Origin of the sequence: Lactiplantibacillus argentoratensis, from assembly GCF_037290055.1 — a bacterium.
Taxonomy (GTDB): Bacteria; Bacillota; Bacilli; order Lactobacillales; family Lactobacillaceae; genus Lactiplantibacillus; species Lactiplantibacillus plantarum.
Genome location: NZ_CP147647.1, coordinates 2,393,657 through 2,409,707, shown reverse-complemented (window position 1 = coordinate 2,409,707; position 16,051 = coordinate 2,393,657). Strand labels below are relative to the sequence as shown.

The window sequence follows — 16,051 nt, the reverse complement described above, 5'->3', positions numbered from 1 at the left end:
ATATAAATTGCTTTTCTTGCTGATTCGTCAATTGGTCTTTTTGTTGATTGGAGATCAAGGTAAGCAGGTTATTGAGTTAAAAGCCGTCAACACAACTACTCCGCATAGGACCTAATATGTTAAATAGTTCAGTTTTTAAGATACGTTAGGCCTGCGCGCAGAGGTTGCTGATTGTTTTTGCGTTTAAGCTGTTAATAACAGTTTTTGCAGTTGCTTAAAGTTATCCACAGTGTAAGTTGGGGCAATTGTTGTGTCGTTGTGCGCATGCTGTGGATTGTACCAGATACTAGGTAACTGGACGGTGGCCGCTCCCGCGATGTCTGAACGCAGGCTATCACCAATCATGACGGTATTCGTGGCATTCATGTCTGGGTATTGGTCATGAATAGCGTTGAAAAAGTGTGGGTTCGGCTTGGCATAGCCGATACTTTCAGAGATGAAGATATGATCAAAATAGGGCGTCATATGGGCACCTGCCAAGCGACTGAGCTGGGTGTGTTTGATACCGTTAGTGCCGACGAGTAAGGTCAGCCCAGCGTTGGTCAGCGTGCGCAAAAGTTCGTGGGCGCCGGGAATTACCTGATAACTGTGCGCTAATAATTGGTCGTATTCTTGTTGAACCGCAGGACCGTCAACGGTGATGCCCAGTGTGCCTAGAAAGACTTGAAATCGTTGGTCTAACAAGCTATCACGATCGGCACCTTGTTCGATTTGTTGCCAAACAGTTTCGTTATAGGCCTGATACTCATTTTCTGCACGGCGAATATCAGTGACGCCATGATGCTGAAAGACGGCTGCGAGGTTAGCCGCTTCAGCGCGGTCAAAGTCAAGGATGGTATTATCGAGATCAAAAATTGCGTATTGCATGGAACCACTACTTTCAATAGGTTTATTTAAACCATCATACAGCAATTTTGAATGGTGTGGTATGCTTAAAGTATCATACTTAAAAGGAAGTTAAACATGGAAATCGATAATGACCCAGCGTATCAACAAATGATTAATGGTGAATTGTACTTAGAATCACCAATCCTACAGCAACGTCGGCGAGACGTGCGGACGAAGTTAATGCAATATAATCAGATTGCTGACAATGATGACCGGAATACTAAGATGAAAAGCCTCCTACGTTCAGCCGGTGACCGGTTCTTCATTGAACCGACCTTTGAATTCAGTTATGGCGTCAACATCCGTATCGGCAATCATTTTTATGCGAACCATGGGGTCACGTTATGTGATGAAGGACTCATTACGATCGGTAATGATTGCAAATTCGGTCCTAAAGTTGGCTTGTACACGCCTGCTCATCCATTAGACCCAACTGTGCGGCGGACTGAAGCGGAACGGACTGCACCGATTACGATTGGTAATGATGTTTGGATTGGTGGTAGTGCCGTGATCTTACCCGGGGTGACGTTGGGCAACAACGTGATTGTTGGTGCCGGTGCTGTCGTAACACATTCATTTCCAGATAACGTCATCGTAGTCGGTAATCCGGCGCGTGTCTTGAAACAAAATGCACCGCAGTCATAATTGACAATTACGCCTAAATTGATGAAAATAAGGGTGTAGTCAGATTATCAGAGAATGGGGAGTGGAGCCATATGTCAGAGATGAGTCCTAAGGAATTTAAGCACATCTTAGTCGGGGTTGATGATTCGGATGACGCGCAGTTAGCGTTTCGGTACGCCATTAACCGGGCCAAGAGTGACGGTGCTAAGTTGACCATCGTCTCGATTTTGGAACAGGATAATATGAATGTGTATGAGGCGATGAGCAAGGACTTTGTTCATGGTCAACGCAAGGATTTGGAAGAACACGTCCAGCAGTATCAGAAGTTGGCCCGTGACTTCGGGGTGACGGATGTTAACGCGGTCGTTGATGAAGGTGACCCTGGTGAAACCATCGTGAAGACGGTGATTCCAGCGTTAAAGCCCGACTTACTAGTCATTGGCTCAGTTGCCAAGCATGGTGTTCGTAAGTACTTCGGTTCGCAAGCCGCATATATGGCAAAACATGCACCGATTTCAGTACTGGTGATTCGGTAGTGATAAGATGAATTTTGATTGATCAGGCCTTCCGGTTATGGAGGGCTTTTTTTGTTGTGTCTTGAGTATCATTTTCCGGCGATGGTGTTGATGATGAATAATAGTGGTTGTGTCTTGAATACCGTTGTTATCAAAGCAGTGTTCGTTTGAGCAAATCAGATGTTTGCTAGCTTCTATGACTTCGTGGTAAAGTGACCGTGACATGTCGTTGGGATTAACTGAAAATTAAGTTGTGATGGAAAGGTGTGCTGATAGATGGAAGTGAGTATTCGTAAGATTGGCAATGCTCAGGGAATCATTTTTCCCAATGAACTGAACCTTGAAGTAGGGGCACGTTATAGAATTGAGCAAAGTGGTCCGGCACTGATTATGACACCAATCAATTCGGAACTTTTTGCTAATCCAGATGATTGGGTGGGCTTTCGTGACAGTATCTCCCAAGCAGACCGTGAATGGGACCAGTTAGCTGACTCCTAAACTGGTTAGTGACAGGCAATTATAGTGTTAGTTACTTAAAGCGCATCAGTTTTTTGGTGGTACTAGTATTCTGATGATGTTAAATAGGATTGTTCAGTAGGGCGCTGGGCAATCTTTTTTTTGAGGCGACTCTTTTTGAGGGATTGTTTTAACAAAGAGTAAAGGAGGTTAAGTATAACGGATAAAAAATAGTCATTGCACCACACGTTAGTGGCGACAGTACAAAGAGGACGGCGGCTTACATTTGATTTTTACAAAAAACAATTAGAGATACAATTAATAGCAGAAAACCAGGTCTAGCGGTGGCCGATTTCCTGATATTGCTTTTCATAAGTAAAACTTATCAATGTGAGCTGAATTTGAAATTGGTCTAAAAGACGTTTGCTTGTAAGATATGACTTGTAAGTTAAGGTGAATCAAAACAAGTAAAGAGGTCAATGAATATGAATGACGAAGTAATCGTACTTTTCGGTGCCGGTTCAATCGGCGAAGCAATTGTTCGACGTGTCGCTGCCGGTAGAAATTTATTGTTGGCAGACTATAATGAAGCAAAATTAGTTGAAATGAAACAACACTTGACGGAAGCTGGATTTAACGTTGAGACCATCCAAGCGAGCCCAGAGCAAGTGCTCAAAGTGGACCTTTACGGGACTGCTGTTTTGTTAGAAGAATTTGGTCGAGTCATGGCTCCCGGTAGTGCGGGAATCGTCATTTCGTCGCAATCAGGACACCGATTACCCGCCTTATCACAAGCAGATAATCAAGCCTTGGCTATGACACCGACTGAAGAATTATTGGATTTACCAATTTTACAACCGGACGTGATCAAGGATTCATTGGCGGCTTATCAATATGCGAAACGAACCAATGTTTTACGGGTCGCTGCCGAATCGGTTAAGTGGCAAGCTCACAGTGCACGGATCAACACGATCAGCCCCGGTATTATCATGACACCATTAGCCGTTGACGAATTGAACGGGCCGCGTGGTGCGGGTTACAAAAAGATGTTCGAGTTAATGGTTACGAAGCGTCCAGGAACACCCGATGAAATTGCCAATTTGGCGGAACTCTTAATGGATCGCCGTGGTGCCTTTATCACAGGGAGTGATTTCTTGGTTGATGGCGGAATTACCGCACAATATTGGTATGGTAATGTTTCAGAAGTTCGTAACAATGGCGTCCAGAAATAGAATTTTAAGGGGAGTTTATTATGAAAGCAGCAACTTTTATTGAACCAGGAAAAGTCGAAGTTAAAGAATACGACAAACCAACTATTCAAAAGCCAACCGATGCAATTATTCGGGTGCTCCGGGCCTGTGTATGTGGGTCGGATTTGTGGTGGTTCCGCGGGATTTCACAACGCCAAGCAGGCTCAACCGTTGGTCATGAAGCAATTGGAATTGTTGAATCTGTTGGTTCAGCCGTTAAAGATGTACAAGCAGGCGATTTCGTGATTGCGCCGTTCACCCATGGTTGTGGGCACTGTGCCGCTTGTTTAGCCGGTTTTGATGGGGATTGCTTAAACCAAGAAGCCGGCGGTAACGGTGGCTATCAAGGTGAATACTTACGCTTTACTAATGCAAACTGGGCGTTAGTTAAGATTCCTGGACAACCCGAAGATTATTCTGACGACATGCTGAACAACTTTTTAGCCTTAGCTGACGTGATGGCAACGGGTTTCCACGCCGCAACTAGCGCAGAAGTCAAAAAAGATGATACCGTTGTTGTGATGGGTGATGGTGCCGTTGGTTTGAGCGGGGTGCTTTCCGCAAAATTGCTTGGCGCTAAGCGGATCATCGCAATGAGTCGCCATGAAGATCGGCAAAAGTTAGCAAAAGCATTTGGCGCCACGGACATTATCGCTGAACGGGGTGATGAAGCGGTTGCCAAAGTGATGGCCTTGACCGAAACTGGGGCTGACGCGGTGCTTGAATGTGTAGGTACTGAACAATCCGTTGACACAGCAGTCAAAGTTGGCCGCCCTGGTGCGGTTGTTGGTCGCGTTGGGGTCCCACAAAAGGCTGAAATGAATACCAATAATCTTTTTTGGAAGAACATTGGCTTACGTGGTGGGATTGCTGCTGTAACGACGGATGACAAGCAAGTTTTGTTAGATGCTGTTTTGACGGGGAAAATTCAGCCCGGCCAAGTCTTTACGAAACGGTTTATGTTAGATGATATTCAAGCTGCGTACGAAGCAATGGACCAACGGACGGCGATTAAGTCATTGGTCATTGTCAGTGATAAATAGGAGGGAGCATGAAGAAAGTTTTAATTATTGGTGCAACGGGGACTATTGGCGGTGTAGTTCGACAAACGCTTTTGAATGAAACCGATAATCAGTTAACGTTGTTTGCTAGAAGTGCCAATCGATTAAAGACTAGTGAGCGTGAAAGTGTTATCGCTGGCGATGTTACTAAAGATAGTGACTTAGACAAGGCGATTGCAGGACAAGACGTTGTTTTTGTTGCCTTGAGTGGTTCTTTAGGTCGCTTTGCCCAAAAAATTGTTGCGGCAATGGACCGAAATAAGGTTTCACGGTTGCTGTTTATTACTTCAATGGGTATTTATGATGAAATTCCCGCTTCGGTTGGTGCTAGTGGAAATTTGAGTAGTAATCCAATGCTACGCACTTATCGGGAAGCCGCCGATGTTGTTGAAGCTTCTGATTTGAACTACACCCTGATTCGTCCGGGCTGGTTTACTGGTGGTCCTGTTGATTATGAAATCACGAAAAAAGGCGAACCATTTGGTGGGCATGATGTCTCAATCAATTCGATTGCGGATTTTGTCAAGAATGCGATTGTCGATAATGATTATTATGCACATGATAGCGTTGGACTAAATGCAAAATAATATTCAAAAGGTCATTAGCTAGATAGCTAGTGGCTTTTTTCGTTTATAAGCATGGCAGAGAATCGGTTCAGGTTCTGCTGCAAAACATTTCTCAAATTGTTGATTAAGGTTATACTAATTAAAATAATATGACAAATCTGAACATTCAAAGATAATTTTGTAAAGGTTGAGGTGCCGGTAATGTTTCAACAGATGCAGTATTTTATCGCAATCGTTAATAATCATAGTTTTACTCAAGCGGCCGTGGACTGCCACATTTCGCAGTCAGCGATTTCTCAGCAAATGAAGGAGCTAGAAAGTCAACTTGGTGTGAAGTTATTGAATCGGAAAGGACGCAGCTTTGAAGTTACTGAAGCGGGTCAATACTTTTATAGTCATAGTCAGGATATTTTGGTGGATGTGGACCAACTTATAAAGAAAACTATCAAAATTGAAAAGAATGATGAGGTCGAGTTGCGGGTTGGCTATTTAAGAAGTTTTGGGACTACCGAGTTTTTACAAACTGTTTCGAAGTTTACTCAGGAGTGTCCTAAAGTGAAAATCAAAATTAGTAGTGGCACGCACGAAGAACTCTATGAATTATTACAGACAGGAAAAATTGATTTGAATTTTTCTGATCAACGGCGGGCCTTATCCAATGAATATCAAAATGAATTTTTGACTGCTAGTGAGTTTATGGTTGCCGTTAACAATTCGTTGCCAGTTGAGGCACAAAAAATCGACGTTGCTGACTTAGTGGATATTCCTTGTATTTTGATTATTGATGGTCATCAGCAAGTCTCAGAAGAGGAGTATTATCGCAATGTTTTAGGTGTCAAAAGTGAGTTTGTGATTGCTAAAAGCTATGACGAGGCACAAATGTTGATCGCGTCTAATCAGGGGTATTTGATCATCAATCAGCGGATGAGAACACAATTAGATAAAGATATTGTTAAAATGATTTCTTTGGTTAAAGGGGACCAAAAATTGATTCAGAACTATTACGCTTATTGGCAAGCTAATAATTCAGGTTATTATACCGAAACTTTTGCTGAATTATTGAAACAAACCTTTGCATAATTTTTACTTATGAATGACCCTTGATTTCTGAATGGTTTTGGCATAGAAAAGTTGGTATCATGCTTGATGTAAGTAAAGAAAGCGTGGTAAGAATGACGGATAAAGAAATAATTATTCAATTGTATCGTGATGAAAATATTGCTATGGTTCAGAAAAACCTCAGTCGGTTAAATGAAATTTTGGCACCAACTATGAAGTTAACCCACATGACGGGGTATGTGCAGTCTAAATTGGAGTGGATTGACCAAATTCAAAATGAAGAAATGCAATATTTTGCTTCAAAAGAAGATACCATCAAAGCTATTCAAATTGAAGGTAACCGGGCAAGCTTAATTGGTCAGAACCAAGTTCAAGCAAGAATTTGGGGTGGTGGTACGCATACTTGGCGGTTGCAGATGCAGATGTTTTATGAGAAGAAGAAGGGTGATTGGTTCATTAGTGCGCAGAAAGCCAGTACCTACTAAAGCGACTAGTGATTAGTGGTCAGTAAAACGGTCGCATTAGGAAAATAGTATTTGTTGGCTTGGCTAGACTGTCAACTAAAGGCAACACGCCTGTGCTTTATGACAATTCCTGAATAGAATATATTAAGCGAACCATAATACCTTTAATTTCTGATGACTGTGGCATATAACAATTATGGCGATTAAGAACAATGTTCGATATTATACATCTAACACTACTAATGAAGAGAAATACACAATGATGGTGTTAAGCTTACCATCAAAGGAAGTGTGGTGACTTGATGAGTATTCGGCATGGCGATTTTTCGCTAATTCTCGGTTAGCCAAAATGAACGAGCTGTTGCCGCACAATAATTAAAGTCGGGGTAAGGATGCACATCTGATTCTTATCCTGATTTTTTGTTTGCCAGCTGTATGTTTTAAAATGATAGTTGTTTCATTCTTGATGACAATTCTACTCAAATTCATATTAAACAAGTCCTAGAGTCCGTTTGTCCGGCCAAGTTTTTATGCTAAAATAGTTGAATAATCTAAAAAAACTAACGGAGAATTAACCATGAAATCAATCACCTTACACTTAGTCGTTGCTGGAGCAACGTACTTTAATCAACTTGACCGGTTCCAGGGTTGGAGCGGCACGCCGTTGACGGCGACTGGCGAACAGGCGACGGCCAAGGTTGCGCAACAGTTGGCGTCGACAACGTTCGATACCGCCTTCGCTAGTGATACGAGTCGGGCGATTCAGACTGCGCGCATTATCTTAGACTCACGAGTACAACCCGTTAAGTTGCGAACGGTAGTCGCGTTACGTGCGCCATTCTATGGCGGCTTTGAAGGCACTGAACGCGCGGCGGTTTGGTCAGGATTTGCGACTAAGCTAGGCTATCAGAGTGTGGCCGCTTTTGCCGCAGATCAGACCCCCAGTGAGCTACAGACATTGTTGCACGATCACGATGCGGATGGATTGGCGGAAAGTGGTCGGGAGTTCTGGGATCGCTATCAGAAGGGGTTACAACAGGTTATGGCGGCAACGCCTGATCATGGTCAGGTCTTGTTGATTGTGGACGGCGCAACGTTGCGAATGATGCATTACGTCGCAACTGGTCGTGCGGCAACGAGACAAGAATTGGCACCAAGTGTGGTGACAACGATGGTTTACACTGGGGATAAGTTGACTGTACCGGTCACGGAATAAGTTATCCACTGTGGACAACTAGTGGCTTGCGGTTTATACAAAAGTGCGCTACTGTGAAAATTGAGTTTAAAAATTTTAACGAGGAGCTTTTAAAATGCAAGTTAATGTTATTACGAGTACGGTGGCCGGCCAAGAGACGGTCGCAACTGCGGATGTGCAAGCTTTCATGGCCGCCATGGAAAAACAATTGGGCGCAGATTTCAACTTCACGTTAGATACAGATTATGGTCAGAGTTTGACGGACCATAGCGCGGACGTTTATCTAGTTTATTTTGGCTCCCAAGCGAACTTATCCCCAGAACAACGGTCCCAAATGATCATCTTCTATTCCGATGAAGATGTGGCTAACTTAACAATCGGACGTTTTGTGGATATGCTACAACAGTTAAACAAGCAGTAGGCACTGCGTTAAACACAAGTTAGGAAGTGGCACTATGCAATTACTAATTTTAGGTGTTATTGCAATTGTTATCTTTATCTTAGAAGAGTACCTGTTTACGGCCAGTCGCTACTTTTGGGTCGGCGGTATTGTTCCGGTTTTATGGACGGTTTTTTTGGCGTACCTTGTCGTGGTTAATGCCATGAACTTAACGGTGCGCGAGTATGCTTTAGCAATTATTGCGGTCATCATTCCTTATGTTTGTTGGGGTAACGGCTATCAACGGCATCAGAGGCGACAGTCATGAAAATCCAACCGATAGCGGCAGCTCAAATTCCACGGGATTTACTGTTATTAGCTGATCCATCTTGGGCACAGGTCACAGCGTACTTATCGACAGGCCAATGTTATGGTTATCAACAAGATGGACAAGTGGTGGGTGTTGTCGTGTTGACAACGTTCAAAACAGGGGTGTGGGAAGTTAAAAATATTGCGGTGGCGCCCGCCTATCAACATCGCGGCATTGCTAAGGCCCTACTAGCAACGGCGATTGCAGTCTGCCAAGCAGCGCCAACCTGTGATGAACTGCAAATTGGCACTGGTAATTCATCGTTGCGGCAACTAGCGATTTATCAACACGCTGGTTTTGAGATGATTGAGGTGTGGGTCAACTTTTTTGTGGATAACTATCCAGACCCGATCTATGAAGCTGGCTTGCAGTGTAAAAGTATGGTGCGATTGAGTATGTCAACAACCGGGGAGGTGGCACAACGTGTGGAAAACGAGTCATTTACTAATTAGTTGGTTTTACGGTGCAATCGCCGTCTTCATTATCATGTTTTTTACGGCCCGTCAGGAAGTCAATCGGATCGTGTTAGAATTTAATCCGTTCGTCATTTACAGTATTATTTGTGCGCTCGTGCTGTTTCCAATTGTGAAGTATCGTTGGCCGCGGGTGTTTCAAGTCTGGCGTAAACAACCCAAGGAAACACCGTCAACGCGACCAGACGATGAGCAAATCATTCAGGACTCTGGCCGACCATGGTCAGTAGCAGCCAAGCGGACAAAGCCCAAACCTGTTCCAACCGCATTAACGCCGCAAGTCGAGGCTAAGAGTGACTTCATGGATGGCTTTATCAACTTCTTTAAGAATATTTTGATGGCAGTGATTTTGGTTCCTTTAAGCCCAATTATTTGTGGGTATTTTGGGGTCCAGGATTGGCGTCAGCGCCAAAAATAGTCGGAGCTGATAATCTGTTCAGAAAACTGATCAAATCAATTGAAGACTTATGCAGATACTGTGGATAACGGCATTAAGTTATTAACTGTGGATAAAAGTCTGGTTAACAAATAAACGAATCAACAAGTTGTTCATAACTTTGTTGATTCGTTTATTTGTTAGTTTTGAAAATGATTGATGTATTGTTGCCGGTTCTGTCTAATGACGCCAATGACTTTGCATCGGCCATAAATGAGGACAATGCAAATACAGACGAGTCATCTGTATAACAAAAAAGCAAGTCGCAGTTAACGACTTGCTGATAAGGTGTTCAAATCTTAAGGTTGGTAGTTATTAATATATTGTTTGCGGTTCTGCCATGGCCATGCTTTGACGACCCCAATCATCTTGCTCTTAGGAACGAGCCCCCAGTAACGGCCATCGTTAGAGACGCTCCGGTGATCACCAAGGACAAAGTAGTAACCCTTCGGCACCGTATTGTTGGTCACGGACTTGGCCCAGCCTTGATCATGGCTCAAACTATTGAGTGTCCAACCAGTGAACTTGCTGTGACTATTAGCCATGAAGGACCCAGTCGTTTGTTGATACTTATTTTTGAGGTAGGTTTGCTTGACTAATTTGTTGTTCACGTAAAGTTTACCGGAACTTGTGTAGCGGACCGTATCCCCAGGCATCCCAATGACCCGCTTAACATAAACGGCGTTTTTGTCGGTCTGGTTCGGATCGAGTCCGTAGGCGTTGAAGACGACGACGGAACCTGCTTGGATTTTGCTAGTCTTAAAAGCTACGACGCGTTCGTTATTTTGTAAATTCGGTTGCATCGAAGTCCCATCGACTTTGACCATAGTAAACCAGAACTGACGAATCAGTAGGGCGATGATCAAGCCAATCGCAATCGGGACCACCCAGCTCATAATGCTTTTAAATGTTTTCAATGGTTAAAACTCCCTTAATTGTGTGTATACCTCTCATTATAAACGATAATGATTTTTTCGCAGTATAAAAAAGCTTAAAAGTTCAACGATACTCAAAATGGGGGCGGTTGCTTTCGAGAATGCGTGTTCATGGTGATAATTGCGTGCTATGCTGGTGAAAGTGAAATGCGATTGATGGGAGGAACTGGGAGTATGAAAACACAGAAAGAACGAATGCTGGCGGGTGAGTTGTACGTTGCTGATGATCCAGAATTAGGACGTGAAAATCATCGTGCCAAACGGTTAGTACGGGAATTTAATCAAACAACCGAAGCCCAACCAGAAGAACGGCAACGATTGTTAACGGCAATGTTCAACAAAATTGGTGACGGGGGCTATATCGAACCGCCATTTCATACCGACTATGGAAGTAACACGACAATTGGCAAGCACTTTTACGCCAATTACGATGCGATTTTTATTGATGTGGGTCGGATTACGATTGGGGACAACGTCTTTATGGGGCCGCGGGTCGGCTTATATACGGCGGGTCACCCCATTGACGCCGCCATTCGTGCTGAACAACTCGAATATGGTTGGCCAATTACGATTGGACACGATGTTTGGTTTGGGGGCAACGTGGTCGTTAATCCGGGTGTCACGATTGGGAGTAATGTCGTGATTGGGTCTGGTTCCGTGGTTACTCATGATATCCCGGATAACGTGGTTGCGGTCGGCAATCCTTGCCATGTCTTACGAGAAATCACCACCGCCGATCATGAATATTGGGCTCGACAACGGGCCGCCTATTTTGCTGATCGTGATGATGATTGATAAAAATTAATGGTACTGTGTTCATGTCATTAGAGTTTGGATTAGAAATAAGACCGCGATATTTTTAATAATAGACATTACACCCCCTCAGCCTTAAAATTAACTTAGAAACAGGATAAGAAAGAGGCGGTAAGCGCAATGCTAAAAGATGATCAGATCGTGTGGGCAATTCACCAAATGGAAGCAGACATCGGACCAGTGGGGCCTTCCCTGGACTCGCGGACGCCGTTTCAGTATTTGATTTCAGTAATTCTGAGCGCTCAGGCGACCGACGTCTCGGTTAACAAGGTGACGCCGGTGCTGTTTGAGAAGTATCCAGAACCAAAGGACTTGATGGCTGCCGATGTTGCGGATGTGGAAGCAATTATCAAGAGCGTCGGATTATTTCATAATAAGGCTCGCAACATCATTAAAACGGCGCGCATTGTCCATGAAGAATTAGCCGATGTCGTGCCTACCGATCGTAAAGGCATCATGGCGTTACCAGGTGCAGGCCGCAAAACTGCCAACGTGGTATTGAGTGACGTTTTTGAACAACCGACGTTTGCTGTCGATACACACGTCTCGGCAATCTCGAAACGCTTGCACTTTGTCGCTCAGACCGCGACGCCGTTACAAGTTGAACAAAAAATCGTGAGTGTGTTGGCACCGGCAGAATTACATCAAGCCCATCACACGATGATTGAATATGGGCGGAAGTATTCGATGAAGTTGACGCCAGACAAAGAAGTTTGTCAATTGATCATTGACTGTGACAAGTTGAACGAGGAAAATGAAGCGTTGATCTAACAGCGTGGGGCGACAGCGAGCATATTTTAGCCATTGGTAGAACTGCCTGTAAGTCTTGCTAGACGTGTAATCAAAGCCAGGTTACGCTAAACAACCTCTTTTCCGACAGGCCGAAGTTGGCTGCCCTTGATCTTAACTGGCAGTCCTATTTTTAACATAATACGTACTGACGTGAGCATTAAGACGAGTGGTAGTCTTGATGTTCGCGTTTTTTAGTTTGTTCACGGTCGTGTTTTTCGATGCGTCTGAAAAATAGGCTATTCAGAAAGTAAGTAAAACCGAACATAAAAACAATTAGCATTAAAACAGTCGCAATGGCTTGGGCAATCATAGTTGGACCTCCTCGGATAACGGGTGATAACACTGGAATTATCAGTGTCAGTGACTGTTGTCATTGTACGGGCAATGCGAGGCAAAATGCAAGCGGTGGCTTAAATGCTAACCGTGAATCTTGAAGATACGGTATGATAATAGTAACCGATTACATATAGGAGGCTAAATTATGGCATACATCGAAGTGCAGCAGGCAACGCGCCAGTTTAAAAATGGTGAGCAGGTCACCGTTGCTAATCGTGATATTTCATTTGAAGTTGACCAGGGAGCGGTCGTTGTGATTTTAGGCCCGAGTGGTGCGGGTAAGTCCACGTTACTCAATATTTTAGGTGGCATGGACAGCCCTACAAGCGGCCGTGTACTGGTGGATGGTGTGGACATTGCACAATTCAACTCACGGCAATTAACGACCTATCGCCGGCAAGCGGTCGGGTTCGTTTTTCAATTCTACAACCTGGTTCCGAACTTGACGGCGCGTGAAAACGTCGAGTTGGCGTCGCAAATTACCAAGGACGCACGCGACGTTGATGAGACGTTGGCCTTGGTAGGACTGACGCACCGGGCAGATAACTTTCCAGCCCAGTTGTCCGGTGGTGAACAACAGCGGGTCGCAATTGCGCGGGCAGTTGCGAAGAATCCCAAATTATTACTCTGTGATGAACCCACTGGTGCGCTCGACTATCAGACGGGGAAGCAAGTCTTACAGGTGATTCAAGATGCAGCTAAGCAGACGCAGACAACGGTCATCATTGTGACGCATAATAGTGCGATTGCGCAGCTGGGTGACCAAGTCATTCGTATCAATGATGCTCAAGTGCAGTCGGTTGAGCATAATGCTCATCCAACGCCTTTGGCTGAGATTGAATGGTAGGTGCAGCGATGACAGCAGCTTATTTTAAAACAATTATGCGTGAGATTTGGTCGTCGAAAGCCCGTTTTGCTTCAATATTACTGATCATTTTCTTAGGGGTTGCTTTTTATACGGGAATTCGGGCGACTGGTCCGGATATGTCACAGGCAGCTAATGATTATTATGCGAAGCAAAAGCTGGCGACCAATAGTGTCCAGTCGACAATGGGGCTGACTAAGGCCGATATACGAGTACTGAATCAACACCGCTCACAGCTCACTTACCAAGCGACACGCTACGCTGATGTTAATCAGTTGAACAATAGTCAAGTCGTGCGGGTGATGGTGTTACCGACAACCCAACGACTGAATCGGTTACGGATCGTTAAGGGACGATTACCGCGGCATGCCAATGAGATCGTGTTAGACGCGCAAGCACAGCGATTGCAGCCGAAGCTAAAAGTCGGTTCAACGTATCGAATTAGCAGTACGGCTAAGCGCAATGCACAGTTCACGCGGCGAACATTCAAGGTCGTGGGGTTTGTCAATTCACCAACATATGTTGAAAATACGAATCGTGGCGTCACCAACGTTGGTAAAGGGACTTTGGACTACTTGGTCTATGTCCGTCCGCAGGTGATTAAGTCCAGTGTGATAACGCGCATTGACGTGCAATTCAAAAATTTGCGGGGCGTCACCCCCTACACGGCGAAGTATCGGCGCTTGAATCGCGAGAACACCGCGCAACTCAAACGCTGGTTAAAACCACAAGCGCGTAAGCGGCAGCAGGCATTACAAGCCCAGGCCCAGGCTAAGCTGAAACCATTGCAACAGGCGACCCAGCAACTTGCTAGTCAAGTACCAGCGGGAACGGCACAACTAGTCAAGTTACAAAGCCAATTAAAACGCGCGCAGGCCCAGGTCGCGGCCATCACAATGCCGACTTATTTGTACACTGACCGTACGGATAATCCGGGTTACACAGAATATCACGAAAATACGCAACGAGTCGTGGCACTGTCGACTGTCTTTCCGCTGTTCTTTATTGCGATTGCCGCGTTAATTTGTCTAACGACGATGACGCGGATGGTTGAAGAATTGCGGCTACAGATGGGGACGTTAAAGGCCCTCGGGTATACGAATACCGCGGTCGGTAGTGAGTTTATGATTTATGGTGGTTTAGCCGCGCTGATTGGGACCGCGCTAGGCGTCCTGTTCGGCGTCAATTTTTTCCCGCGGTTTATCGCGCAGGCCTATGGCAGTATGTATAATTTGCCCGCAATCAACGTTCAATACATTTGGATGGACATTGGTATCGCCTTAGCCATTGCGTTGTTGTGCACGTTGGGGACGGCACTGGTCGTGCTCCGCGTGGATTTAAACAGTTTACCCGCGCAACTCTTACAGCCACGAGCACCTAAGGCCGGTAAGACTTTGCTATTAGAACGCTGGCAATGGCTATGGCATCGGCTGAGTTTTAATCATAAAATCACACTTCGTAATCTATTTCGGTATAAGCAACGGTTGCTGATGACCGTGCTCGGTATTGCGGGCTGCATGGCAATGATGATTACGGGGTTTGGCTTAAAGGGTTCCATTGGTGATATTAGCGTCAAGCAATTTAACGAATTGTGGCACTACGATGCAGTGGTGACGCGTAGTGGGAACGAAACGGACCAACAACGGCAAGCACTTAGTCGTGGTCAACTTTACCAGGCTAGTTTGAAATTACAGGCCAAGCAGGTGACGGTCAAACAGTCCGGGGTAGCAGAACAGACGGCTACGCTCGGTATCCCGGCACCCCACCAATCGCTAAGCAAGTTCGTGGTATTACGGCACCGACAAAGTCATCAGGCCATTCATATTGGTGATCGCGGTGCGGTCATCGATGAAAAATTAGCTAAGTTATATGGCGTTCAGGCGGGCGATGATTTAACAATCAAGTTGGCCGGGCAAACCACCAGGCGAATTCACATCAGTGCGGTGGCTGAAAATTACGTCAATCACTTTATCTATATGAGTCCGACTTATTATCGACGTGTCTTCAAGCAGGCACCAGTATATAACACGAACTATGTCCGGTTTAAGCAGGCAACGAAAAAGCAAGAAAATGCTTATGCGGATCGGTTATTGAAACAGGCGGGGGTTCAGAACGTGACACTGATGAGTACAGAGAAAGCCACTAATTTTAAAATGCTGGATAGCATGAACTTAGTCGTATTGATCTTTGTCATCTCGGCGGGGGCACTAGCGCTAGTAGTGCTCTATAACTTAACGAATATTAATGTTTCTGAACGGATCCGGGAATTGTCGACAATCAAAGTGTTGGACTTTTACGATGGTGAAGTGACGATGTATATTTTCCGTGAAAATCTGATATTGACGGTTTTAGGCATTATTGCAGGTTGTTTCTTGGGCAACTGGTTGCACGCATATATCTTGCAAACGGCTGAAACGAACGCGTTAATGTTTTCACCAACGATTCATCCGTTGAGTTACGTTTACGCGGCATTATTGACCCTGGCCTTTAGTTTATTAGTCATGGGAATGATGCATCGTAAGTTAAAGCGAGTCAATATGCTGGATGCACTGAAATCTGTCGATTAAACGTGTC

At 44.8% G+C, this 16,051-nt stretch carries 19 protein-coding genes; 17 read left to right on the top strand and 2 right to left on the bottom strand.

Features of this window, described 5'->3' with window-relative positions:
- Positions 1-183: 183 nt before the first annotated feature.
- Positions 184-867, bottom strand: coding sequence for a YjjG family noncanonical pyrimidine nucleotidase (locus tag V7R88_RS11635; protein ID WP_021356578.1), 684 nt, complete (start codon positions 865-867; stop codon positions 184-186).
- A gap of 96 nt (positions 868-963) precedes the next feature.
- On the opposite strand from V7R88_RS11635, the gene V7R88_RS11630 reads away from it, so the two are divergent.
- The 13 genes from V7R88_RS11630 (at position 964) to V7R88_RS11570 (ending at position 9,718) form a co-directional block, all read left to right on the top strand.
- The gene (locus V7R88_RS11630; protein ID WP_338816254.1) at positions 964-1,533 is read left to right on the top strand and encodes a sugar O-acetyltransferase; all 570 of its coding nucleotides are present in this window, start codon (positions 964-966) and stop codon (positions 1,531-1,533) included.
- Between the two features lie 71 nt (positions 1,534-1,604).
- A complete protein-coding gene (locus V7R88_RS11625) occupies positions 1,605-2,048 on the top strand; it encodes a universal stress protein (protein ID WP_003642165.1) in 444 nt (147 codons plus the stop codon).
- A gap of 255 nt (positions 2,049-2,303) precedes the next feature.
- Entirely contained in the window at positions 2,304-2,525 is a 222-nt protein-coding gene (locus V7R88_RS11620; protein WP_011101947.1) for a hypothetical protein, read from the top strand.
- A gap of 437 nt (positions 2,526-2,962) precedes the next feature.
- The gene (locus tag V7R88_RS11615; protein ID WP_080392718.1) at positions 2,963-3,715 is read left to right on the top strand and encodes an SDR family oxidoreductase; all 753 of its coding nucleotides are present in this window, start codon (positions 2,963-2,965) and stop codon (positions 3,713-3,715) included.
- A gap of 20 nt (positions 3,716-3,735) precedes the next feature.
- Positions 3,736-4,776: a zinc-dependent alcohol dehydrogenase family protein gene (locus V7R88_RS11610; RefSeq protein ID WP_003644838.1), complete on the top strand. Its 1,041-nt coding sequence runs from the start codon at positions 3,736-3,738 to the stop codon at positions 4,774-4,776.
- An 8-nt stretch (positions 4,777-4,784) separates the two neighbouring features.
- Positions 4,785-5,381: an NAD(P)H-binding protein gene (locus tag V7R88_RS11605; protein WP_003644837.1), complete on the top strand. Its 597-nt coding sequence runs from the start codon at positions 4,785-4,787 to the stop codon at positions 5,379-5,381.
- A 180-nt stretch (positions 5,382-5,561) separates the two neighbouring features.
- Positions 5,562-6,440 (top strand): LysR family transcriptional regulator, encoded by an 879-nt coding sequence (locus tag V7R88_RS11600; RefSeq protein ID WP_054395859.1) that lies wholly within the window; start codon positions 5,562-5,564, stop codon positions 6,438-6,440.
- Positions 6,441-6,499: 59 nt separating this feature from the next.
- A complete protein-coding gene (locus tag V7R88_RS11595) occupies positions 6,500-6,904 on the top strand; it encodes a nuclear transport factor 2 family protein (protein ID WP_072535193.1) in 405 nt (134 codons plus the stop codon).
- 556 nt (positions 6,905-7,460) lie between these two features.
- The gene (locus V7R88_RS11590; protein ID WP_054395855.1) at positions 7,461-8,099 is read left to right on the top strand and encodes a histidine phosphatase family protein; all 639 of its coding nucleotides are present in this window, start codon (positions 7,461-7,463) and stop codon (positions 8,097-8,099) included.
- Between the two features lie 94 nt (positions 8,100-8,193).
- Positions 8,194-8,499 (top strand): hypothetical protein, encoded by a 306-nt coding sequence (locus V7R88_RS11585; RefSeq protein WP_003642142.1) that lies wholly within the window; start codon positions 8,194-8,196, stop codon positions 8,497-8,499.
- Between the two features lie 34 nt (positions 8,500-8,533).
- The gene (locus tag V7R88_RS11580) at positions 8,534-8,785 is read left to right on the top strand and encodes a hypothetical protein (protein WP_003644834.1); all 252 of its coding nucleotides are present in this window, start codon (positions 8,534-8,536) and stop codon (positions 8,783-8,785) included.
- Positions 8,782-9,279, top strand: a complete 498-nt coding sequence (locus V7R88_RS11575; protein WP_046947862.1) for a GNAT family N-acetyltransferase — start codon at positions 8,782-8,784, stop codon at positions 9,277-9,279. Before V7R88_RS11580 ends, V7R88_RS11575 begins: the two co-directional genes overlap by 4 nt.
- Complete coding sequence (locus V7R88_RS11570) at positions 9,251-9,718, top strand: hypothetical protein (protein ID WP_011101941.1); 468 nt, start codon at positions 9,251-9,253, stop codon at positions 9,716-9,718. Before V7R88_RS11575 ends, V7R88_RS11570 begins: the two co-directional genes overlap by 29 nt.
- A 317-nt stretch (positions 9,719-10,035) precedes the next feature.
- Here the strand turns inward: V7R88_RS11570 and lepB are convergent, their stop codons facing one another.
- Entirely contained in the window at positions 10,036-10,653 is a 618-nt protein-coding gene (lepB, locus tag V7R88_RS11565; RefSeq protein WP_054395853.1) for a signal peptidase I, read from the bottom strand.
- 192 nt (positions 10,654-10,845) lie between these two features.
- On the opposite strand from lepB, the gene V7R88_RS11560 reads away from it, so the two are divergent.
- From V7R88_RS11560 to V7R88_RS11545, 4 genes are all read left to right on the top strand, one after another.
- Positions 10,846-11,466: a sugar O-acetyltransferase gene (locus tag V7R88_RS11560; RefSeq protein ID WP_003644763.1), complete on the top strand. Its 621-nt coding sequence runs from the start codon at positions 10,846-10,848 to the stop codon at positions 11,464-11,466.
- Positions 11,467-11,604: 138 nt separating this feature from the next.
- A complete protein-coding gene (locus V7R88_RS11555; protein WP_003642136.1) occupies positions 11,605-12,255 on the top strand; it encodes an endonuclease III domain-containing protein in 651 nt (216 codons plus the stop codon).
- Between the two features lie 502 nt (positions 12,256-12,757).
- On the top strand, positions 12,758-13,459 hold the full coding sequence (locus V7R88_RS11550) for an ABC transporter ATP-binding protein (protein ID WP_003644830.1): 702 nt from the start codon (positions 12,758-12,760) through the stop codon (positions 13,457-13,459).
- A complete protein-coding gene (locus tag V7R88_RS11545) occupies positions 13,453-16,044 on the top strand; it encodes an ABC transporter permease (protein WP_338816253.1) in 2,592 nt (863 codons plus the stop codon). Before V7R88_RS11550 ends, V7R88_RS11545 begins: the two co-directional genes overlap by 7 nt.
- Positions 16,045-16,051: the final 7 nt, after the last annotated feature.